This is a genomic window from Xanthomonas sp. LMG 12461, assembly GCF_009192935.1.
In the GTDB taxonomy this organism is placed as follows: Bacteria; Pseudomonadota; Gammaproteobacteria; order Xanthomonadales; family Xanthomonadaceae; genus Xanthomonas_A; species Xanthomonas_A sontii.
In genome coordinates this window covers 1-20,173 of sequence record NZ_NQYT01000010.1, presented here as the reverse complement: position 1 = coordinate 20,173, position 20,173 = coordinate 1, and the positions used below count along the sequence as shown (strand labels likewise).

The following is a 20,173-nucleotide window of genomic DNA, read 5'->3' as shown; positions in this document are numbered from 1 at the left end:
TCAGTCCACCGCGACGCTGTGCAGGATCGCCTTGGCCAGGGCCTGGCCGGAGGCCGATTCCTGTTCGGCCACCAGGCGATGCTCGGCGACGGCCACGAACAGCGCCTGCACGTCCTCGGGCAGCACATGGCCGCGGCCGAGCAGCAGCGCATGCGCCTTGGCCGCGCGCAGCAGGGCGATGCCGGCGCGCGGCGACAGGCCCACGCGCACGCCCGGGTGCTGACGGCTGCGCGCCAGCAGTGCCTGCACATAGGCGACCAGCGCCTCGCTGGCGTGGATCTGCTCCACGCCCTGGCGCAGCGTGGCCATGTCGGCCTCGCCGAGCAGCGGCTGCGCCTGCGCGATCAGGTCGCGGCGGTCGCTGCCGCTGAGCAGCGCGCGTTCGGCCTCGGCGTTGGGATAGCCCAGCGCCAGGCGCAGCAGGAAGCGGTCCAGTTGCGAGTCGGGCAGGGGGAAGGTGCCCGACAGGTCCACCGGGTTCTGCGTGGCGATCACGAAGAACGGCGACGGCAGCGGATGGGTGGTGCCGTCGAGGGTGACCTGCTGTTCGGCCATCGCTTCCAGCAGCGCGCTCTGCGTGCGCGGCGGCGCGCGGTTGATCTCGTCGGCGAGCAGCACGTGGGTGAACACCGGGCCGGGATGGAACTGGAACTGGCGCGACTGCGCGTCGTACACCGACACGCCGAGCACATCGGCCGGCAACAGATCGGAGGTGAACTGCACGCGCTGGAAGCCCAGCCCCAGGCTCGCCGCCAGCGCATGCGCCAGCGTGGTCTTGCCCAGGCCGGGCAGGTCCTCGATCAACAGATGTCCGCCGGACAGCAGGGCGACAAACGCCATGCGCACCTGTTGCGGCTTGCCCAGGACCAGCGCGTTGACCTGCTGCTGGGCGCGCGTGAGCGCCTCGCGCAACGTATCGGTTAGCATTTCCGGCAAGCGGAGCGGAGTAGGCATCGCAGTCTCGCAACGGTTTCAGGGAGTGTACGGGCAATGCAAGGGGAACAACGTGCACGCAGCGTCTTCATCGTGCTGTGGACGCTCGTCACTGCCGCCAAACTGCTGGTCGCCGCGCGCCTGCCGTTGTTCGTGGACGAGGCATTCTATTGGCAGGAAGGCCAGCACCTGGCGCTGGCCTACTCGGACCTGCCCGGGCTGACCGCGTGGCTGGCGCGGCTGGGCGTGGCGCTCGGCGGCGATCATTTGCTGGCGCTGCGTGCGCCGTTCCTGCTGCTGGGCGCGGCCCTGCCATGGTTGATCGCACGCATCGCCACGCGCTGGTTCGGTGCGGTGGCGGGCTGGCGCGCCGGCAGCCTGGCCTTGCTGATGCCGCTGTCCGGCACCCTGGGCATCCTGGCGCTGCCGGACGTGCCGATGGCACTGGCGACGATCCTGTGCATCGACGCCAGCGCGCGGCTGCTGCGCCAGACCGAGGCGATGAGCGCGGTGGAGCTGGCGCTGGGCCTGGTCATCGGCGCGCTGAGCCATTACCGCTTCGTCGGCGTGATCGGCGTCGGCGCGATCGCGCTGCTGCTGATCCCGCAGGGCCGGCGCATGCTGCGCGATCCGCAGGTGTGGGTCGCGCTGGCGCTGGGCATGGTCGCCTGGCTGCCGCTGCTGGCCTGGAACGCGGACAACGGCGAAGCCGGTCTCAAGTTCCAGTTGGTCGACCGTCACCCCTGGAGTTTCCAGCCCGCCGGCATCGCCTTCCTGCTGATCCAGTTGCTGCTGGTCACGCCGCTGCTGGCGGTGGCGATGACCAAGGTCGCGCTGATGGCCACGCGTGGCGGCAGCAGCGGCACGCGCGTGCAGTGGCGGTATTTCGGCCTGCTCGGCGGGGTGTCCACGCTGGGCATCTTCCTGCTCGGGTTCTTCACCGACGCCGAGCGGGTCAGCTTCCACTGGCCGCTGCCGGGTTATCTGGCGCTGCTGATCGCCACGCCGGTGATCCTCAACGGCTGGAGCAAGCCGCTGCGCCGCGCCACCTGGCTGCTGGCCGGGCTGGGTCTGGTCGGTGCGTTCGGCTACTACCTGGCGGTGTCGGTGCCGGCGGTGCGCGAGCACACCGCCGGCGACAAGTACTACCCGCGCAACTTCGCCGGCTGGCGGCCGCTGGCCGGCGCGGTGCGTCGCGAACTGGCGAGCATGCCGCCCGGCACCAAGGTGCTGGCGGACAACTTCAAGGTCGGCGCCGAACTCGGCTTCGAACTGCGCGACCCGGATATCCAGGTGCTGCCGCATCCCTTGAACGACAAGCACGGGCGCAGCGCACAGCTGCAGCAGTGGGGACTGCTCAGCGACGGCCACCGCGACGGTCCGCGGCTGCTGGTGCTTTCGCCCAGCGACATGAAGTACCGGCTGCTGCTGCAGCGCTACCACGCGGTCTGCGACCTGGTCGGTCCGCTGCCGCCGTCGCGGGTGGTGTCCAGCGACCACGGCAGCCAGCGTTTCCTGCTGTTCGCGCTGCCGGCGCAGCGCGCGAGCGGGCCTTGCACCACGCCGGCGATGGCCTGGTTCAACACCCCGGACGTGGACGCCAGCGTCGGGCGTCGCTTCGACGTGTCCGGCTGGGCGTTCAAGGACGGGGTGGGGATCGACCGGATCGAGGTGCTGCTCGACGGCAAGGTCGCGGCGCAGGCGCACTACGGCGACGTGTACGACGTCACCAAGTTCTGGAAGATCTCCACGGATCCCAATCATCCGAACATCGGCTTCCGTGCCACCGTCGATGCCAGTGGCCTGGCACCGGGCACGCACTGGCTGGGCCTGCGCCTGCACGGCCGCGACGGCAGCGTCGAGGATTGGTGGGAACAACCGATCGTGCTGCGCCCGCACTGAGCTAGGATGGCGCGCCTTTCCACGCTGCCGCGCAGGACCGCACGCCGCCCATGTCCAGTTTCCCCTCCGATCGCCCCGCGGCCGCGCCGCGGATCGCGGTGTTGGTGCCCTGCCACAACGAGGCGGCCACCATCGGCCGGGTCGTGGCCGATTTCGCCACGCATCTGCCGGGCGCGCAGGTCCATGTGTTCGACAACAATTCCAGCGACGCCACCATCGCCCGTGCGCGTGCGGCCGGCGCGGTGGTGCGCGAGGTCGCGCTGCAGGGCAAGGGCAACGTGGTGCGGCGCCTGTTCGCCGACATCGAGGCCGACGTCTACGTGCTGGTCGACGGCGACGCGACCTACGACGCGGCGATGGCGCCGGCGCTGGTCGAGCGGCTGCTGCGCGACGGACTGGACATGGTGGTCGGCGCGCGCCGCAGCGACGAAGCGGCGGCGTACCGCGCCGGCCATCGCACCGGCAACGTGCTGCTGACCCGCTGCGTGGGCTTCCTGTTCGGGCGCAGCTTCGACGACATGCTGTCCGGCTACCGGGTGTTCTCGCGGCGCTACGTGAAGTCGTTTCCCGCGCATGCCGCCGGCTTCGAGACCGAGACCGAACTGGCGGTGCACGCGCTGCAACTGCGCATGCCGGTGGCGGAAGTCGACACTGCCTACGGCGCGCGTCCGGAAGGATCGCAGAGCAAGCTGCGCACCTGGCACGACGGCACCCGCATCCTGCTGACCATCCTGCGCCTGTTCAAGGCCGAGCGGCCCTTGCTGTTCTTCTCGCTCGGCTTCGGCGCCTGCGTGCTGCTGGCGCTGGCGCTGGCGGTGCCGCTGTTGCTGACCTATGCGCAGACCGGCCTGGTGCCGCGGTTTCCCACCGCGATCCTGTGTTCGGCGTTGGTGTTGCTGGGCGTGCTGCTGCTGGCCTGCGGGCTGATCCTGGACACGGTCACGCGCGGCCGCATCGAGGCCAAGCGCCTGGCTTACCTTGCGATCCCGGCCTGGCCGGCGGCGGACGCGCAGGGTGCGCATCATGGTGACGGCGCATGAGCACCACTGCTGCTGCGGCGCTGCCGCGCCCGACGCGCCGCCAGCGCCTGCTGGCCGCGCTGGATCGCCGCTTCGCCTTCCACAGCCGCGGCAATGTGATCGCGGCGAGTGTGGCGGTGGCGCTCCTGGGTGGGCTGCTGTCGCTGTGGCTGGGTCAGGACGCCAACTGGGACCTGCGCAACTACCACCTTTACAACGGCTACGCCGTCCTGCACGGCCGCCTCGGCATCGACCTGGCGCCGGCGCAGATGCAGAGCTACTTCAATCCGGTGCTGGACGTGCTGCATTACGCGCTGTTCGTCGGCCTGCCTGCGCCGCTGGCCGGGTTCGCGATGGGTGTGCTGCATGCACTGGCGTTCCTGCTGCTGGCGGGCATCGTCTGGCAGGTGCTGGACCCGCGGCTGGACCGTGCGCGGCTGGTGCCGTGGCTGGCGCTGGCCGGGCTGTGCAGCGCCGCGTTCCTGTCCGAGTTCGCCGGCACCATGGGCGACAACACCAGCGCGCTGCCGGTGTTGGGCGCGCTGCTCGCCGCGCTGCACGCGCAACGCCGCCAGCAGGCCGCGGGGCAGGGCGTGGCGCTGGGCTGGTGGGCGCTGGCCGGCGCCCTGCTCGGGCTGGCGATGGCCTGCAAGCTGACCAACGCCCTGTTCGCGCTGGCCCTGGGCGTGGCCGCACTGGTCGCCGGCGGTCGCCCGCGGCAACGGATCGGCGGCGCCGCAGTGCTGACTGCGGTGACGGTGCTCAGTTTCGCGCTGCTGGCCGGGCCGTGGCTGCTGCGGGTGTGGCAGACCTTCGGCAATCCGCTGTTCCCGCAGTTCAACAGCCACTTCATGGCGCCGCTGGCGCAGCCGGTGGCGGTCAGCGACACGCGCTGGTTGCCGAAGACGCTGTGGGAGTGGCTGACATGGCCGCTGCAGTTCTCGTTGGCGCCGAACCGGGTCAGCGAGGTGCGCCTGCGGCAACTGGTATGGCCGCTGCTGTACCTGCTGGGCCTGGTGGCGCTGCTGCGCTGGGTGCTGCGGCGTCCGCGTGCCTCCGCGCCGGCGGAGGTGGTCGCGCCGGCGTGGCGCGCGGTGCTGGTGTTCGTGGTGGTCGCCTTCCTTGCCTGGCAGGCGGCCTTCAGCATCCAGCGCTACCTGGTGGTGCCGGAGCTGCTGGCGCCGCTGCTGCTGTGGGTGGGGCTGCGGCGGCTGCTGCCGGCGCGCATCGCCGCGCCGGCGGCGCGTTGGACCCTGATCGCCTGTGCGGCCTTTGCGCTGTACGGCTGGGGCGAATGGGGGCACGAGCGCTGGGCGCGGCAGGCGTTCCGTGTGCAGGCGCCGCCGATGCCGCAGCCCGAGCGCAGCCTGGTGCTGCTGGTCGGCGATGCACCGGAGTCGTGGCGCGTTCCGTTCCTGCCCGGGCAGGCGGCTTACGCGTCGGTCGCCTCCAATTTCCCGGAAACGCCGGCCTACGCCGCGCGGGTCCGCGAGATGCTGGCGGCGCGCGGGCAGGGCTATGCGCTGTTGCCGGCGGAAGTGGATCGCAATGTCGAGCGCCTGCAGCGGCTCAATGCGGTGGCCGCGCGCCTGGGCCTGGATCGCGGCCCCGACTGCGCTTTGATGCGGCGCCTGGCGCGGCGCCCGGTGCGCGCCGGTGTGGAGGTGGATGCCGGTCGTTGCCGCTGGGTGCTGCTGCCGGAACGGGCCGTGGATGTCGCCGCCGCGGATCGCCAGACCCAGGCGCTGGCGGCGCAGCAACTGGCGCGCTACGGCCTGGCGCTGCAGCCGGGGTCCTGTCAGATCTACCAATCCTGGGTCGGGCAGGCGCGCTTCCCGTACCAGTGGTGCCGGTTGCAGTAAGAGGGCAGCACCTGTCGGCCGGCTAGGGCAGGGTGTAGCCGGCCTCGCGCAGCAACTCGGACAGCGCGATCAACGGCAGGCCGATCAGCGCAGTGGGGTCCTGGGTCTGGATCGCGCGGAACAGGCTGATCCCCAGGCCTTCGCACTTGAAGCTGCCGGCGCAGTCCAGCGGCTGTTCGGCGGCGACGTAGCGGGCGATGGCCTCGGCCTGCAGGTCGCGGAACCGGACCTCGGTGAGGTCGCAGGCATGCAGGGTGCGCGCGCCGCGCTGCAGGCACACCGCGGTGTGGAAGCGCACGCTGCGCCCGGACATGGCGGCCAGCTGCGCGTGTGCCGCGGCGACATTGCCGGGCTTGCCCAGCGGTTGGCCGTCCAGTTCGGCGACCTGGTCCGAGCCGATCACCCAGGCCTCTCCTGCGGTGGCCGCGACCGCCGCCGCCTTGGCCGCGGCCAGCCGCTGCGCCAGCGCCAGCGGCGCTTCGCCGGGCAGCGGGGTCTCGTCGACCTGCGGGCGCGCGCAGTCGAAGGGCAGGCGCAGCCGCTGCAGCAGTTCGCGGCGGTAGGTGGAGGTGGAAGCCAGGATCAGCGCGTGCATCGGCGGAAGGGCGGGCGGCGGCAGGCCGGGGCCGGCAGTCTGCGGCGGCCGGCGCGGACCGGCAAGGCGGTTCGGGGCCGGGCTGGCAGCGGCCCATGGGGCGGTTTGACAGCGGCCCCGGCAGTCCTTAACATTCTGCGGCTTATGTCCGCGAACGTGCCCGAACTGTTGGATGCCTGGCGGATGGTCGCAGCGCGCAGGGTCTTCGAAGACCGTCTGCCGCTCTCGGCGATGACCCGTCTGCAAGGCAGCCTGGCCGACACCGAAGGCGAATGCCGCTACACGCTGGAATTCGGCCGCGACGCTGTACTGCAAGTGTCCTATGTCGAACTGAAGATCGAAACCGAGCTGCCGCTGATCTGTCAGCGCAGCCTGCAGCGCTTCCTGCTGCCGGTGTCGAGCGTGCAGCGGCTGGGGCTGATCCGCAGCGAGGAAGAAGAAGCCGCGCTGCCGCCGGATCACGAGGCCTTGCTGGTGCCGGAAGACGGCATGCTGCGGCCGGCCGATCTGGTCGAGGACGAGTTGGTGCTGGCGGTGCCGTTGGTGCCGGTGGCGCCCGGAAGCGAGGCGGTCGATCGCGACTGGCCGGCGACCGAGGAAGAAACGAGCAAGGTCAACCCGTTCGCGGCGTTGGCGGCGCTGAAGAAACAGTAGCGGTCGGTCCGCCTGCCGCTGCCTGAGGTTGTTGCCGGACGCGCGCGTCCTGCGCGACGTAATGACGACAGATGTAAACGAACCGAGTTTGGAGCAATCCCATGGCTGTGCAGAAATCCCGTGTCACCCCGTCCCGCCGCGGCCAGCGCCGTTCGCACGACGCCCTCAGCGCCAAGCAGCTGTCGACCGATCCGACCAGCGGCGAGATCCACCTGCGCCACCACGTCACCGCCGACGGTTACTACCGTGGCAAGAAGGTGATCGCCACCAAGACCGCGCAGGTCGAAGAAGATTGATCCGTGCCCGTCCACCGCGCTGCGGCGGACGGAGTCACCCATCTTCACAGGCCGCGCCGCACCGGGGCGGCCTGCGTAACAGGCAACAGGAACCAGCATGAGCAAGCGGATCTATTCCAGGATCGCGGGCACCGGCAGCTATTTGCCTGAAAAAGTGTTGACCAACGACGATCTGTCGCACATGGTCGACACCAGCGACGAATGGATCCGCAGCCGTACCGGCATCCGCGAGCGGCACATCGCCGCCCCCGGCCAGACCGCCGGCGACCTGGGCTACGAGGCCGCGCTGAAGGCCATCGAAGCCGCCGGCATCGATGCCGCCGAACTCGACATGATCGTGGTCGGCACCACCACGCCGGATCTGATCTTCCCGTCCACCGCCTGCCTGATCCAGGCCCGCCTCGGCGTGGTCGGCTGCCCCGCGCTGGACGTCAACGCCGCCTGTTCCGGCTTCGTCTACGCGCTCAGCGTGGCCGACAAGTTCATCCGCAGCGGCGACGCCAAGACCGTGCTGGTCATCGGCACCGAAACCCTCAGCCGCATCGTCGACTGGACCGAGCGCACCACCTGCGTGCTGTTCGGCGACGGTGCCGGCGCGGTGGTCCTGCGCGCCGACGAAGACACCGGCATCCTCAGCACCCATCTGCACGCCGACGGCAGCAAGAAGGAACTGCTGTGGAATCCGGTCGGCATCGCTACCGGGCTGGGCGACGGCACCGGCGACCCGGCCGCCGGCGGCATCCAGATGAAGGGCAGCGAGGTGTTCAAGTACGCGGTCAAGGCGCTGGACGCCGTGGTCGACGAGACCCTCGAGGCCAACGGCCTGGACAAGCACGACCTGGACTGGCTGATCCCGCACCAGGCCAACCTGCGCATCATCGAAGCCACCGCCAAGCGCCTGGAACTGCCGATGGAGCAGGTGGTGGTGACGGTGGACATCCACGGCAACACCTCCTCCGCCTCGGTGCCGATGGCGCTGGACGTGGCGGTGCGTTCGGGCCGCGTGCAGCGTGGCCAGTTGCTGCTGCTGGAAGCCTTCGGCGGCGGCTTCACCTGGGGCTCGGCGCTGCTGCGCTACTGAGCCTGTTTCCGCGCCCGGCGCCGTTGGCGGCGTCGTGGCGCGCGATCGCGATCCGATGCCGGGCGCCGTGCGTCGTCGCCACGACGCGCGGCAATGCGCTCGCCGAACCCAATTCTCATGACGCCAGCGCGTCCGGCGCGTGCATCGCGGTGCGTGGTCGCGCGCGGCCTGTGCCGCGATGCGTCCGTGTCTGTCTTCCTTTCGCGACATCACGCCGTACGCGAAAAGCGCGATTCGCCCAGCGTGTTCGCCTGTAGCTGTGCGCTTTTGGCGTTGTCGCCTGGGCGTCCAGCCGCGCCCATCGGCCATGCCCCTCGTTACGCCTCTCCGCGGTGACGCGCTGCCAGCACCTTGCCCAACAGGCGCAATCGCAACGCCTTGCGCCCGCGTGCGCCCCGCGCTTCACGTGTGCTGTCGGCCTGACGCCGGGCGTCGCCGAGCGAGGCACGATCGGCGGCACGCGATGGGCCGGCCGTCATTTCACATACGCCCGGGTACAGACGCCCGGCCGGTTTCGCCCGTATCATCGCCGCTCGATTTTCGCAGGGCCAACCGCGTGACCGATTCCACACTCGCCTTCGTCTTCCCCGGCCAGGGTTCGCAATCGCTGGGCATGCTGGCCGAACTGGCCGAATTGCATCCGCAGCTGCGCGACAGCTTCGCCGAAGCCTCCGACGGCGCCGGCGTGGACCTGTGGGCGCTGAGCCAGGGCGGCCCGGAAGAGATGCTCAACCGCACCGAGTACACCCAGCCGGCGCTGCTGGCCGCCAGCGTGGCGCTGTGGCGGCTGTGGCTGGCCGAGGGTGGGGCGCGTCCGGCGCAGCTGGCCGGGCACAGCCTGGGCGAATACAGCGCGCTGGTCGCCGCCGGCGCCCTGTCGCTGCACGACGGCGCGCACCTGGTGCGGCTGCGCGGGCAACTGATGCAGGACGCTGCGCCGGCCGGCGTGGGCGCCATGGCCGCCGTGCTCGGCGCCGAGGACGCGCTGGTCGAAGAGGTCTGCGCGCAGGCCGCGGGCAGCCAGGTGGTGGTGCCGGCCAACTACAACTCGCCGGGGCAGGTGGTGATCGGCGGCGATGCCGCGGCGGTCGACCGCGCGCTGGCGCTGCTGGCCGAGCGCGGCGTGCGCAAGGCGGTGAAGCTGGCGGTCAGCGTGCCGTCGCACACCCCGCTGATGCGCGAGGCGGCCAACCGCCTGGCCGAAGCGATGCGCGGGCTGGCCTGGCAGGCGCCGCAGCTGCCGGTGGTGCAGAACGCCGATGCGCAGGTGCACGAGGGCGTCGAGGCGATCCGCCAGGCGTTGGTCGAGCAGTTGTATCTGCCGGTGCGCTGGACCGGCTGCGTGCAGGCGCTGGCCGCCGGCGGCGCCACCCGCCTGGCCGAGTGCGGCCCGGGCAAGGTGCTGACCGGGCTGGTCAAGCGCATCGACAAGTCGCTCGACGGCCGCGCCCTGGGCACGCCCGCCGAGTTCGCCGGCGCGCGCGAGGCCTGGGCCTCCTGATCGCCGGTCGCCGCGCGGTGCGCCGTTCGCCCGCGCTGGTTTCCTTCCTTTCCCCCGGCGCCATGCGCCGTCCGTCTCCAAGGAAACGCAGATGAGCAAGCCATTGCAGGGCGAGATCGCGCTGGTCACCGGTGCCAGCCGCGGCATCGGTGCCGCCATCGCCGACGAACTGGCCGCGCAGGGCGCCACCGTCATCGGCACCGCCACCTCCGACGCCGGCGCGCAAGCGATCGGCGCGCGCCTGGCCGCCCACGGCGGCCACGGCCGTGCGCTGGACGTCACCGACGGCGCCGCGGTCGACGCGCTGATCGAGGCGGTCGCCAAGGAATTCGGCCCGGTCTCGATCCTGGTCAACAACGCCGGCATTACCCGCGACAACCTGCTGATGCGGATGAAGGACGAGGACTGGCAGGAAATCCTCGACACCAACCTGACCAGCGTGTTCCGCACCTCCAAGGCGGTGCTGCGCGGCATGATGAAGGCGCGCAAGGGCCGCATCGTCAACATCGCTTCGGTGGTCGGCGTGATCGGCAATCCGGGCCAGGCCAACTACGCCGCGGCCAAGGCCGGCATCATCGCCTTCTCCAAGTCGATGGCCAAGGAAATCGGTTCGCGCGGCATCACCGTCAACGTGGTCGCGCCGGGCTTCATCGATACCGACATGACCAAGGCGCTGCCGGAGGCGCAGCGCGCTTCGCTGATGCAGCAGATCGCGCTCGGCCAGTTCGGCCAGCCGTCCGACATCGCCAACGCGGTGGCGTTCCTGGCCGGGCCCGGCGCCGGCTACATCACCGGCGAAACCCTGCACGTGAACGGCGGGATGTACATGCCGTGAGCCTGCGGCGCAACGGACGCGCCTAAGTGGCTGATCGGCCGGCATTTGTGCAGTGCTGCAAGGGCCAGTCGGTTTCCACTACACTACCCAACGCGGCCATCGCAGCCCGATGGCGTTTTGTGAGTCCCTCACAGGAGCACCGCACATCCGTGTGCGGGGATCCTAAAACTCGAACCACCACTACTCCATCTGGAGCGATATCCCAATGAGCACCATCGAAGAACGCGTCAAGAAAATCGTCGTCGAACAGCTCGGCGTCAAGGAAGAAGAAGTCACCAACAACGCATCGTTCGTCGATGACCTGGGTGCCGACTCGCTGGACACCGTCGAGCTGGTGATGGCCCTGGAAGAAGAGTTCGAGTGCGAGATCCCGGACGAAGAAGCCGAGAAGATCACCTCGGTGCAGCAGGCCATCGACTACGTCAAGGCGCACGTCAAGAGCTGAGGCTGCGTTCGCGATCGCCATCGGCGCCTGCGTGGGCCCGATGCGCGTGACAATCCCATGGGGCCGCGCATGCGGCCCTGTGTTTTTACAGCGTCAAGGCCGCGCGTATCGCGGTGAGGAGATTTCGCAATGAGCCGTCGTGTCGTCGTAACCGGCATGGGCCTGGTGTCGCCGTTGGGCAATGACCTGGCCAGCAGTTGGGAAGGGATCGTCAACGGACGCTCCGGCATCGGCCCGATCACCCAGATCGATGCGTCTCAGTTCACCACCAAGATCGCCGGCGAGATCAAGGATTTCGATCCGACCAAGTTCATCTCGTCCAAGGACGCGCGCAAGATGGACTCGTTCATCCATTACGGCGTCGGTGCCTCGTTCATGGCGCTGGACGATTCCGGCCTGGAGATCACCGAGGTCAATGCCGAGCGCATCGGCGCGATCCTCGGCTCCGGCATCGGCGGCCTGCTCGGCATCGAGGAGCAGACCATCAAATTCCACGAGGGCGGCGCGCGCAAGATCTCGCCGTTCTACGTGCCCAGCACCATCATCAACATGCTGCCGGGCCAGGTGAGCCTGATCAAAGGGTTGAAGGGGCCGACCTTCTCCGCGGTCTCGGCCTGCGCCACCTCCAACCATTCCATCGGCACCGCGATGCGCATGATCCAGCACGGCGACGCCGACGTGATGCTGGCCGGCGGCGCCGAGCGCGGCTCCTCGCCGACCTCGGTGGGCGGCTTCTGCTCGATGAAGGCGATGTCCACCCGCAACGACGATCCCGCCGCCGCCTCGCGCCCGTGGGACAAGGAGCGCGACGGCTTCGTGCTCGGCGACGGCGCCGGCGTGCTGGTGCTGGAAGAGTACGAACACGCCAAGGCGCGCGGCGCGCGCATCTACGCCGAGCTGGTCGGTTTCGGCGCCAGCTCCGACGCCTTCCACATGACCGCCCCGAGCGAGGACGGCGAAGGCGCCGCGCGCAGCATGGTGGCGGCGATGAAGGACGCCAAGCTCAATCCGGACCAGATCCACTACCTCAACGCGCACGGCACCTCCACGCCGCTGGGCGACCTGGCCGAGACCCTGGCGATGAAGCGTGCGCTGGGCGATCACGCCTACAAGACCATGGTCAGCTCCACCAAGTCGATGACCGGCCACCTGCTCGGCGCCGCCGGCGGTGCCGAAGCGATCTTCTCGGTGATGGCGATCCATGCCGGCATCATCCCGCCGACCATCAACCTGCACGAGCCGGGCGAAGGCTGCGATCTGGACTACGTGCCGAACGTGGCGCGCGAGAAGCAGATCGACGTGGCGATGTCCAATGGGTTCGGCTTCGGTGGGACCAACGGGACGTTGGTGTTCAAGCGGGTCTGAGGGCCGGGATTCGGGAATAGGGAATCGGGAATCGTCACAGCCGGCGCCTCACTCCCGTCGCGCGCGTCCATCTATCGAGTGGCGCGCGTGAGGTCCGCGCGCGTTGCTGCGGTCTCGCTTGGAGCTTGTCTGGCGACGCCTCCCGTTCCCTGACGTTTCTTTCATTCTTCCAGCGGATCTTCGATGCTGCGTACCGTTCCCTTGCCGGCCGAGGTCGATCTGCTGGCGCTGCATCGCCTGGCGCCGCAGCGGTATCCGGTGTTGCTGGAATCGGCGGCGTCGGGCACGGCGCAGGGGCGCTGGGATCTGTTGCTGGTCGCCGACGGGCGGGGCCTGCGGCTGGAGCGCGACGGGGTCACCCGGACGCTCGATGGCGCCGCGGTCGCCGGGGATTTCCTGAGCGCACTGGATATGCACTGGCAGGCCGAGCGCTGCGAACGCGACGAGCCGCGCTGGCCGTTCCGTGGCGGCTGGGCGCTGCTGCTGGACTACGAACTGGCCGCGCAGGTGGAGCCGGTGCTGCAGTTGCCGCCCTCCAGCGCAGCCACGCCCGCGGCGCTGGCCTTGCGTTGCCCCGCCGCGCTGCTGCGCGATCACGTCACCGGCGACTGCGTCGCGCTGGCCGAGCCCGCGCATGCGGCGCTGCTGGAGACCGTGCTCGCCGATCTGCAGGCGCTGCCCGCGGCGGCGCCGGCGCCCGCCTGGCAGGCGCCGCTGGCGATCGAGGAAGACCCGCCGCAGCGCTTCGTCGACGGCGTGCGCCGCATCCTCGACTACCTGCGTGCCGGCGACGTGTTCCAGGTCAACCTGTCGCGGCGCTGGTCGGCGCGCTTCGCCGCGCCGCTGGCGCCGGCGGCGCTGTACGCGCAACTGCGCCGCGCCAATCCGGCACCGTTCGCCGGCCTGTTCGTCGGACACGGCCGCGCCGTGGTCAGTTCCTCGCCGGAACGGCTGGTGTCGGTGCGCGGCGACGTGGTCGAGACCCGGCCGATCGCCGGCACCCGCGCACGCGCGCCGGGCGACGACGAGGCCGCGCGCATCCGCGAACTGGTCGGGCATCCCAAGGAGCGCGCCGAGCACGTGATGCTGATCGACCTGGAGCGCAACGACCTGGGGCGGATCTGCGCGCCGGGCAGCGTCGAGGTCGACGAGCTGATGACCGTGGAGAGCTACGCCCACGTGCACCACATCGTCAGCAACGTGCGCGGCCGGCTGCGTGCGGGCACCACCCCCGGCGAGACGATCCGCGCCACCTTCCCGGGTGGCACCATCACCGGCTGCCCCAAGGTGCGCTGCATGCAGATCATCGCCGAGCTGGAGCAGACCGCGCGCGGCGCCTACACCGGCGCGTTCGGCTGGCTCAACCGCGACGGCGACATGGACCTGAACATCCTCATCCGCACAGCCGAGGTGGACGGCGCGCAGGTGCAGTTCCGTACCGGCGCCGGCATCGTGTTCGATTCCGACCCGGAGCGCGAACTCGACGAGACCCGGGCCAAGGCGCGCGGCCTGCTGCGTGCGCTGGAGCCATGAGCGGGGCCGCGCGATACCGGGCCATGCCGGCCGCGCGGTATCCTGCACGCCATTGAATTCGCTCCGAGGTGGTCGTGGCTTGGGCTAAACGCGGGTGTCTGACCCTGCTGGGGACATTGCTGGTGCTGGCGCTGCTGGTGGCCGCGGCCGGCGCCTGGTGGTGGCACAGCTATCGCGCCTTCGCCGAGCAACCGCTGCAGGCGTCCCAGCCCAGCGTGGACGTGGCGCGCGGCGCCTCGCTCAACGGCGTGCTGCGCAAGCTGCGCGCCGCCGGCGTGACCCAGGGCAGCGACCTGCAATGGCAGGTGCTGGCGCGCGAACTGGGCGTGGCCGGCAAGCTCAAGTTCGGCGAATACGCGTTGCAGCCAGCGCTGAGCCCGCGCGAGCTGCTGCTGCGCATGCGCAAGGGCCAGGTGATCCAGTACCGCTTCACCATCGTCGAAGGCTGGAACGTGCGCCAACTGCGCAGCGCCTTGAACGCGGCCACGCCGCTGGTGCACACCACCACCGACCTCAGCGACAGCGAACTGATGGCCAAGCTCGGCCAGCCCGGCCAGCACCCGGAAGGCCGCTTCCTGCCCGAGACCTACCTCTACCAGCGCGGTGACACCGATCTGCAACTGCTGCGTCGCGCGCATGCGGCGATGGACAAGGCGCTGGCCGAGGCCTGGGACGCGCGCGCCAAGGACCTGTCGCTGCAGTCGCCGGAGCAGGCGCTGATCCTGGCCTCGATCGTGGAAAAGGAGACCGGCCTGGCCGCCGAGCGTCCGCAGATCGCCGGCGTGTTCGTGCGCCGCCTGCAACTGGGCATGAAACTGCAGACCGACCCGAGCGTGATCTACGGCATCGGCAGCGCCTACGACGGCAACATCCGCAAGCGCGACCTGGAGACCGATACGCCGTACAACACCTACACCCGCACCGGCCTGACCCCGACCCCGATCGCCATGCCCGGCCGCGACGCGCTGCGTGCCGCCACCAACCCGGCGCCGGGCGACAGCCTGTACTTCGTGGCCATCGGCGACGGCAGCGGCGCGCATGCGTTCTCCGCCAACTACGCCGAGCACAACGCGGCGGTGGCGCGCTACCTGCAACGCCTGCGCCAGGCGCGCAGCGACGCGGCGGTGTCGCCATGAGCGAGGCCGTGCTGCGTCACCATCGCTTCGTCAGCCTGGAAGGCGGCGAGGGCGCCGGCAAGACCACCGCGATCAACGCGATCCGCGATGCGTTGCAGGCGCAGGGCCACGAAGTGGTGCTGACCCGCGAACCGGGCGGCACGCCGCTGGCCGAGCGCATCCGCGCGCTGCTGCTGGACAAGACCCCCGGCGAGGTCGCCGAGCCGCTGGCCGCCGAGACCGAACTGCTGCTGGTGTTCGCCGCGCGCGCGCAGCACGTGCGCGAGGTGATCCGCCCGGCGCTGCAGCGCGGCGCCTATGTGGTCAGCGACCGCTTCACCGATTCCAGCTACGCCTACCAAGGCGAGGGCCGCGGCCTGGACCGCGCCTGGATCGCCGACCTGGAGCGCCGCGCGGTCGGCCTGCAGCCGGGCCTGACCCTGCTGCTGGACCTGGACGTGCAGATCGGCCGCGCCCGCACCAGCGGCCGCGACCTGTGGCCGGACCGCATCGAGAGCGAGCAGGACGATTTTTTCCAGCGTGTACGTGCCGGCTTCCGCCAGCGCGCCGCGCAGGATCCGCAGCGCTTCCGCGTCATCGACGCCAGCCAGCCGCCACAGGCGGTCGCCCAGGCGGTTGCTGCCGCGCTGGCGGCGTGGATGCAGCAGCAACAGGAGCCGACGCCATGAGCGATCTGCCGTTTGCGCCGTGGCAGCAGCGCGCCTACGACCAGACCGTGGCCGCGCTCGATGCCGGCCGCCTCGGCCATGGCCTGCTGATCTGCGGGCCGGAAGGCCTGGGCAAGCGTGCGGTGGCGCTGAAGCTGGCCGCGCACGTATTGGGCCAGGGCGAACCGGCTGCGGCCCTGCGCAGCGCGCAGTTGATCGCCGCCGGCACCCATCCGGACCTGCAACTGATCTCGTTCATCCCCAACCGCACCGGCGACAAGCTGCGCACCGAGATCGTCATCGAGCAGGTGCGCGAGATCTCGCAGAAGCTGGCGCTGACCCCGCAGTACGGCGTGGCCCAGGTGGTGGTGGTGGACCCGGCCGACGCGATCAACCGCGCCGCCTGCAACGCCTTGCTGAAGACGCTGGAAGAACCGCAGCCCGGCCGCTATCTGTGGCTGATCAGCGCGCAGCCGGCGCGGCTGCCGGCGACCATCCGCAGCCGTTGCCAGCGCCTGGAGTTCAAGCTGCCGCCGGCCGACGAAGCGATCGCCTGGTTGCTGGCCCAGGACTTTCCCGAGAAGACCGCACGCGAAGCGCTGGATGCCGCGCGTGGCCATCCCGGCCTGGCCGCGCAGTGGCTGCGCGAGGACGGATTGAAGCTGCGCCGGCAGGTGGCCGCCGACCTGGAGCAGGTCGCCGCCGGCAAGCTCGGCACGCTGGACGCCGCGCAGCGCTGGAGCGGCGACGCGCTGGCCGAACAGCGCCTGGGCCATGCCGCCGACCTGGCGCTTGCCCAGGCGTCGCAGGCCGGCTTGACCGACCCGGCGCGATTGCACAAGCTGGCCGCGTGGTTCGACGCCGCCAATCGCACCCGCGACCTGCTGCGGACCACCGTGCGCGCCGACCTGGCGATCGCGGAACTGTTGCTGACCTGGCGCGATGGCGATCGCCCGGTCCGGAAAGGGGCACAACGATGAGCGCGATGAGCGGACGCCAGGGCATCCTGTCGCTGGCGGTGAAGGACAAGGCGGCGCTGTACAACGCCTACATGCCGTTCGTGAAGAACGGCGGCATCTTCGTGCCCACCCCCAAGCGCTACTTCCTCGGCGACGAGGTGTTCCTGCTGCTGACCCTGCCCGATTCCAGCGAGCGCCTGCCGGTGGCCGGCAAGGTGATCTGGGTGACCCCGGTCGGCGCCCAGGGCAACCGCGCGGCCGGCATCGGCGTGCAACTGCCGGACAACAGCGAAGGCGAGACCATCCGCACCAAGATCGAGACCCAACTGGCCGGCATCCTCAACGCCGACAAGCCCACCCAGACCATGTAGCGGCCGCGCGGCGACGCCGCGCCACCGACATCGAAATGACCCATTGACGCCGCGCGCCACAGCCCTATAATGTGCGGCTCGCGACACGGGCGGTTAGCTCAGCGGTAGAGCATTGCCTTCACACGGCAAGGGTCGCAGGTTCGAACCCTGCACCGCCCACCAAATAGAAGCCCTGATTTTTAGGGTTAACGTCAAAGCCGGCCTTAAGCCGGCTTTTTCGTAGGTGCGAAGTAAGTACAGGAGGTCGAATGAACTCCAAGACACAGATGACTCGTCGGCAGATGAAGTTGAGTCTGTACAAGCTCGCCCTAGCTCGTTCTGACTTTTTCGCAAGTCGGAAGGCCTGCGAATACATGGTCAAGCATGTGGATGGGTTCGGGCACCCACTCTACTATCACCTGTACGCATCCTCTGTTGTCTCGTACGCAAAGCCCTTCGTAGACTCTGCCTTAGGTGTGCTCCCGAGCCGGTGGGGGAAGTTTGAACATGCGTGGATGCGTGACGTCCACAACGACGTAATCAGGGCTCGGCATGAAGTAATTGCGCACAATGACCAGACCGCTCGCAAGTTGTCGATAGTGCCGCCCGGGGCTGCTCCTGACGACATTGTTCCGATGTCTCGCATTGGAATTGCGTTAAAACTTGACACTTACTACATCAGTGGTGGTTTTTTCTCATCGCTCGGCCAAGTCTGCGAATATCAGATCAAGCGCCTCAATAAAGCAATCGATGATGCGCTTGATATCCTCTACGAAGGGCGAGAACTGCCGTCGGAATCTTTCGTGCTGACGCTAGACGACGAACTATAGTCCTTTTGCTTTTAAGTTCTCACCGTGCGTTGAGCGAAGCCCGGAGCATGTAGCTGGTGATGGCGGTTGCTGGCTGCTTGTAGACGCTTCTATGCAGCCTGAATCTGCAAAATTCAATTTAGGCGCTGCAGGTACGGCAGTTACACGTAGTGATACCGGACCTGCGCAATTAGCAGGACGCCATGCTCGACCTTATAGACGATCCGGTGTTCGTCGTTGACGCGTCGCGACCAATAGCCGGCCAGGGCATGGCGTAGCGGTTCGGGTTTGCCGATGCCCTGGAAGGGATCGCGTTGAATGGCCTTGATCAGGTCGTTGATGCGCTTGAGCATCTTTTTGTCGGCCTGTTGCCAGTAGAGATAATCCTCCCAGGCGTTGTCCGAGAACTGCAGCGTCACTCGCTCAGTTCCCGCGCCTTGCCGCGACCGGATTCGAGTTGGGCGATGGATTCCAGCAAGCGCTGCGCGTTCTTCGGGCTGCGCAGCAGATAGGCGGTTTCCTCCATCGCCTTGTAGTCCTCCAGCGACAGCATGACAACGGCTTGCTCGCGGCTGCGCGTGATGATCACCGGCTCGTGGTTGTTGACCACGCGGTCCATGGTGTCCGCGAGAGCGGCACGTGCGGCGCTGTAGGTGATGGTGTCCATGATGGCTCCGAGTTGTACAATAAATTGTACGCCCGCGTGTACCCCTGTCAACGGGCATCCCTTGACCGGATGCATGGAGATTCTGGCTGGAGTCACCAAGCGATGACCACTTGGATGCGACCGGCTCACGACCCGATCACAACACCGCTCGATACTGCACGCATGCCCGAAGGTCCCCCGATCGTCATCCTGAAGGAAGAAGCCGCTGCGTTCGCCGGGCGCAAGGTGCTGCGGGTGTCCGGCAACAGCAAGCTGGATCTGGAGCGGATGCGAGGGCGCAAGATCCTGTCGCTGCGCAGTTGGGGCAAGCATTTCCTGATCGAGTTCGATGCGTTCAGTGTGCGCATCCATTTCCTGCTGTTCGGCAGCTACCGGATCAATGCACGCAAGGACGCGTCGGCGCGTTTGAGCCTGAGTTTCGCCAAGGGCGAGGAACTGAATTTCTACGCGTGTTCGATCAAGTTCATCGACGGTCCGCTGGATGCGGCCTACGACTGGACCGTGGACGTGATGAATCCCGATTGGGATGCGGCGCAGGCGCGGCGCAAGTTGCGGCTGCGGCCGCATGCGCTCGCCGCCGATGCCTTGCTGGATCAGGATGTGTTCGCCGGCGTCGGCAACATCATCAAGAACGAGGTGCTGCACCGCATCCGTGTGCATCCCGAGAGCGAGATCGGCGCGTTGCCGCCTCGCAAGCTGGGCGAACTGGTGACACAGGCGCGTGAGTACAGCTTCGATTTCTATCGTTGGAAGAAAGCCTACGAACTGAAGAACCACTACCAGGTGCACACCAAGACGGTGTGTCCGCGCGACGGTCATTTGCTCACGTATCGCAAGCAACTCGGCAAGGCGCAGCGGCGCGCGTTCTTCTGCGAGCATTGTCAGCGGCGGTATGCGCTGGATGATGGGCTCCAGACCGACATGTTCAAGTAATCCTGTTATCGCCAGCGAAGAGCGGATCGTGTTGGCGGCTGAAGACGCATGTACCTTGGCTGCAGTGTCCGCATTGGATGAAGTGGCGGAGACCGCGTCGTCGGTGCCGGCGGCCGGCGCGCATGCGTCGGGCAGGGAAATGGGGCGTCGCCGTCCGCCACGCGCGCTGATCGTTCTTCGTCAGGAGCGCAGCGCCACGGCCTCGTCTTCGCATCGTCGGATGCCCAGTTCGGCGAGCAGGCCAGCCCAGCCGAGATCGGTGACCACTAGCTGTGTAAACCCACCACGTTGTTCAGTGGAATTCGGGAGATGGGAGGTTTGTAGCCGAGGCTGGCGTGTGGTCGATGCCAGTTGTAATGATGCAGCCAGCCCGAGAAGGCGTTGGCGCGTTGCGTGGAGTCGATATAGGAGCGCGCATAAGCCCATTCTCGCAGGCTGGTCTGCACCAGTCGCTCGGCCTTGCCATTGGTGCGTGGCGTGTAGGGTCGGGTTCGCAGATGGCGCAGGCCGAGCCGTCGGACAAGGCGTCGGAAGCGGCGTGATGTGTAGCAGGCGCCGTTGTCGGTCAACACGCGCTCCAAGCGCACGCCCAGGCTGCGGTAGTAGCGAACCGCCTGCCTCAGGGCCCTCCGTCCATGCAGACCGCGCTAA

At 68.7% G+C, this 20,173-nt stretch carries 21 protein-coding genes, 1 tRNA gene and 1 pseudogene; 18 read left to right on the top strand and 5 right to left on the bottom strand.

Translation table 11 applies throughout. From position 1 onward, the window contains the following. Entirely contained in the window at nucleotides 1-954 is a 954-nt protein-coding gene (locus CEK68_RS02700; protein ID WP_150410543.1) for a MoxR family ATPase, read from the bottom strand. A 36-nt stretch (nucleotides 955-990) separates the two neighbouring features. On the opposite strand from CEK68_RS02700, the gene CEK68_RS02695 reads away from it, so the two are divergent. The 3 genes from CEK68_RS02695 to CEK68_RS02685 are packed head-to-tail and all read left to right on the top strand — an operon-like array spanning nucleotide 991 to nucleotide 5,716. Further along, a complete protein-coding gene (locus CEK68_RS02695; RefSeq protein WP_152238465.1) occupies nucleotides 991-2,835 on the top strand; it encodes a glycosyltransferase family 39 protein in 1,845 nt (614 codons plus the stop codon). A 50-nt stretch (nucleotides 2,836-2,885) separates the two neighbouring features. Next, a complete protein-coding gene (locus CEK68_RS02690; protein WP_017912660.1) occupies nucleotides 2,886-3,875 on the top strand; it encodes a glycosyltransferase family 2 protein in 990 nt (329 codons plus the stop codon). Next, a complete protein-coding gene (locus CEK68_RS02685) occupies nucleotides 3,872-5,716 on the top strand; it encodes a glycosyltransferase 87 family protein (protein ID WP_152238464.1) in 1,845 nt (614 codons plus the stop codon). The genes CEK68_RS02690 and CEK68_RS02685 overlap by 4 nt, the downstream gene beginning before the upstream one ends. A 22-nt stretch (nucleotides 5,717-5,738) precedes the next feature. Here CEK68_RS02685 and CEK68_RS02680 read toward each other — a convergent pair whose 3' ends face one another. Next, entirely contained in the window at nucleotides 5,739-6,311 is a 573-nt protein-coding gene (locus CEK68_RS02680; protein ID WP_152238463.1) for a Maf family nucleotide pyrophosphatase, read from the bottom strand. 144 nt (nucleotides 6,312-6,455) lie between these two features. Between CEK68_RS02680 and CEK68_RS02675 the strand changes: the two genes are divergently transcribed. From CEK68_RS02675 to CEK68_RS02610, 14 genes are all read left to right on the top strand, one after another. Continuing rightward, nucleotides 6,456-6,965, top strand: a complete 510-nt coding sequence (locus tag CEK68_RS02675; RefSeq protein ID WP_010342480.1) for a YceD family protein — start codon at nucleotides 6,456-6,458, stop codon at nucleotides 6,963-6,965. 101 nt (nucleotides 6,966-7,066) lie between these two features. Then, entirely contained in the window at nucleotides 7,067-7,261 is a 195-nt protein-coding gene (gene rpmF / locus CEK68_RS02670; protein WP_010342479.1) for a 50S ribosomal protein L32, read from the top strand. Nucleotides 7,262-7,358: 97 nt separating this feature from the next. Beyond that, nucleotides 7,359-8,342, top strand: a complete 984-nt coding sequence (locus tag CEK68_RS02665) for a beta-ketoacyl-ACP synthase III (RefSeq protein ID WP_010342478.1) — start codon at nucleotides 7,359-7,361, stop codon at nucleotides 8,340-8,342. Nucleotides 8,343-8,898: 556 nt separating this feature from the next. Next, complete coding sequence (gene fabD / locus CEK68_RS02660; RefSeq protein WP_152238462.1) at nucleotides 8,899-9,843, top strand: ACP S-malonyltransferase; 945 nt, start codon at nucleotides 8,899-8,901, stop codon at nucleotides 9,841-9,843. A gap of 91 nt (nucleotides 9,844-9,934) precedes the next feature. Beyond that, nucleotides 9,935-10,678 (top strand): 3-oxoacyl-ACP reductase FabG, encoded by a 744-nt coding sequence (gene fabG, locus CEK68_RS02655; protein ID WP_152238461.1) that lies wholly within the window; start codon nucleotides 9,935-9,937, stop codon nucleotides 10,676-10,678. Nucleotides 10,679-10,883: 205 nt separating this feature from the next. Then, complete coding sequence (gene acpP / locus CEK68_RS02650; protein ID WP_010342475.1) at nucleotides 10,884-11,123, top strand: acyl carrier protein; 240 nt, start codon at nucleotides 10,884-10,886, stop codon at nucleotides 11,121-11,123. A gap of 129 nt (nucleotides 11,124-11,252) precedes the next feature. After that, nucleotides 11,253-12,488, top strand: coding sequence for a beta-ketoacyl-ACP synthase II (fabF, locus tag CEK68_RS02645; RefSeq protein ID WP_152238460.1), 1,236 nt, complete (start codon nucleotides 11,253-11,255; stop codon nucleotides 12,486-12,488). Between the two features lie 183 nt (nucleotides 12,489-12,671). Beyond that, a complete protein-coding gene (locus CEK68_RS02640; protein ID WP_152237918.1) occupies nucleotides 12,672-14,021 on the top strand; it encodes an aminodeoxychorismate synthase component I in 1,350 nt (449 codons plus the stop codon). A 74-nt stretch (nucleotides 14,022-14,095) separates the two neighbouring features. Next, nucleotides 14,096-15,157, top strand: a complete 1,062-nt coding sequence (gene mltG, locus CEK68_RS02635) for an endolytic transglycosylase MltG (protein ID WP_152238459.1) — start codon at nucleotides 14,096-14,098, stop codon at nucleotides 15,155-15,157. Then, the gene (gene tmk / locus CEK68_RS02630; protein ID WP_152238458.1) at nucleotides 15,154-15,825 is read left to right on the top strand and encodes a dTMP kinase; all 672 of its coding nucleotides are present in this window, start codon (nucleotides 15,154-15,156) and stop codon (nucleotides 15,823-15,825) included. Before mltG ends, tmk begins: the two co-directional genes overlap by 4 nt. Beyond that, entirely contained in the window at nucleotides 15,822-16,784 is a 963-nt protein-coding gene (locus CEK68_RS02625; RefSeq protein WP_152238457.1) for a DNA polymerase III subunit delta', read from the top strand. The genes tmk and CEK68_RS02625 overlap by 4 nt, the downstream gene beginning before the upstream one ends. After that, nucleotides 16,781-17,134, top strand: coding sequence for a PilZ domain-containing protein (locus CEK68_RS02620; RefSeq protein ID WP_010342469.1), 354 nt, complete (start codon nucleotides 16,781-16,783; stop codon nucleotides 17,132-17,134). Before CEK68_RS02625 ends, CEK68_RS02620 begins: the two co-directional genes overlap by 4 nt. Before the next feature lie 87 nt (nucleotides 17,135-17,221). Next, nucleotides 17,222-17,296, top strand: a tRNA-Val gene (locus tag CEK68_RS02615). Between the two features lie 86 nt (nucleotides 17,297-17,382). Next, nucleotides 17,383-17,943 (top strand): hypothetical protein, encoded by a 561-nt coding sequence (locus tag CEK68_RS02610; protein WP_152181519.1) that lies wholly within the window; start codon nucleotides 17,383-17,385, stop codon nucleotides 17,941-17,943. A 140-nt stretch (nucleotides 17,944-18,083) separates the two neighbouring features. Here the strand turns inward: CEK68_RS02610 and CEK68_RS02605 are convergent, their stop codons facing one another. Both CEK68_RS02605 and CEK68_RS02600 read right to left on the bottom strand, forming a co-directional pair. Further along, nucleotides 18,084-18,341 carry a Txe/YoeB family addiction module toxin gene (locus CEK68_RS02605; RefSeq protein ID WP_152181520.1) on the bottom strand — a complete coding sequence of 86 codons (258 nt, stop codon included), beginning with the start codon at nucleotides 18,339-18,341 and terminating at the stop codon, nucleotides 18,084-18,086. Beyond that, the gene (locus CEK68_RS02600; protein WP_017907919.1) at nucleotides 18,338-18,589 is read right to left on the bottom strand and encodes a type II toxin-antitoxin system prevent-host-death family antitoxin; all 252 of its coding nucleotides are present in this window, start codon (nucleotides 18,587-18,589) and stop codon (nucleotides 18,338-18,340) included. Before CEK68_RS02600 ends, CEK68_RS02605 begins: the two co-directional genes overlap by 4 nt. Before the next feature lie 162 nt (nucleotides 18,590-18,751). Between CEK68_RS02600 and CEK68_RS02595 the strand changes: the two genes are divergently transcribed. Then, the gene (locus tag CEK68_RS02595; protein WP_152238456.1) at nucleotides 18,752-19,522 is read left to right on the top strand and encodes a DNA-formamidopyrimidine glycosylase family protein; all 771 of its coding nucleotides are present in this window, start codon (nucleotides 18,752-18,754) and stop codon (nucleotides 19,520-19,522) included. Between the two features lie 266 nt (nucleotides 19,523-19,788). On the opposite strand, the pseudogene CEK68_RS02585 reads toward CEK68_RS02595, so the two are convergent. Further along, nucleotides 19,789-20,151: pseudogene (locus CEK68_RS02585) on the bottom strand (integrase core domain-containing protein); the annotation flags it as partial. Nucleotides 20,152-20,173: the final 22 nt, after the last annotated feature.

Bases quoted from the DNA above. Each gene is read 5' to 3' on its own strand.
- CEK68_RS02700 (WP_150410543.1), bottom strand. From the start codon at position 954: ATGCCTACTCCGCTCCGCTTGCCGGAAATGCTAACCGATACGTTGCGC.
- CEK68_RS02695 (WP_152238465.1), top strand. From the start codon at position 991: ATGCAAGGGGAACAACGTGCACGCAGCGTCTTCATCGTGCTGTGGACG.
- CEK68_RS02690 (WP_017912660.1), top strand. From the start codon at position 2,886: ATGTCCAGTTTCCCCTCCGATCGCCCCGCGGCCGCGCCGCGGATCGCG.
- CEK68_RS02685 (WP_152238464.1), top strand. From the start codon at position 3,872: ATGAGCACCACTGCTGCTGCGGCGCTGCCGCGCCCGACGCGCCGCCAG.
- CEK68_RS02680 (WP_152238463.1), bottom strand. From the start codon at position 6,311: ATGCACGCGCTGATCCTGGCTTCCACCTCCACCTACCGCCGCGAACTG.
- CEK68_RS02675 (WP_010342480.1), top strand. From the start codon at position 6,456: ATGTCCGCGAACGTGCCCGAACTGTTGGATGCCTGGCGGATGGTCGCA.
- rpmF (WP_010342479.1), top strand. From the start codon at position 7,067: ATGGCTGTGCAGAAATCCCGTGTCACCCCGTCCCGCCGCGGCCAGCGC.
- CEK68_RS02665 (WP_010342478.1), top strand. From the start codon at position 7,359: ATGAGCAAGCGGATCTATTCCAGGATCGCGGGCACCGGCAGCTATTTG.
- fabG (WP_152238461.1), top strand. From the start codon at position 9,935: ATGAGCAAGCCATTGCAGGGCGAGATCGCGCTGGTCACCGGTGCCAGC.
- acpP (WP_010342475.1), top strand. From the start codon at position 10,884: ATGAGCACCATCGAAGAACGCGTCAAGAAAATCGTCGTCGAACAGCTC.
- fabF (WP_152238460.1), top strand. From the start codon at position 11,253: ATGAGCCGTCGTGTCGTCGTAACCGGCATGGGCCTGGTGTCGCCGTTG.
- CEK68_RS02640 (WP_152237918.1), top strand. From the start codon at position 12,672: ATGCTGCGTACCGTTCCCTTGCCGGCCGAGGTCGATCTGCTGGCGCTG.
- tmk (WP_152238458.1), top strand. From the start codon at position 15,154: ATGAGCGAGGCCGTGCTGCGTCACCATCGCTTCGTCAGCCTGGAAGGC.
- CEK68_RS02625 (WP_152238457.1), top strand. From the start codon at position 15,822: ATGAGCGATCTGCCGTTTGCGCCGTGGCAGCAGCGCGCCTACGACCAG.
- CEK68_RS02620 (WP_010342469.1), top strand. From the start codon at position 16,781: ATGAGCGCGATGAGCGGACGCCAGGGCATCCTGTCGCTGGCGGTGAAG.
- CEK68_RS02610 (WP_152181519.1), top strand. From the start codon at position 17,383: ATGAACTCCAAGACACAGATGACTCGTCGGCAGATGAAGTTGAGTCTG.
- CEK68_RS02600 (WP_017907919.1), bottom strand. From the start codon at position 18,589: ATGGACACCATCACCTACAGCGCCGCACGTGCCGCTCTCGCGGACACC.
- CEK68_RS02595 (WP_152238456.1), top strand. From the start codon at position 18,752: ATGCCCGAAGGTCCCCCGATCGTCATCCTGAAGGAAGAAGCCGCTGCG.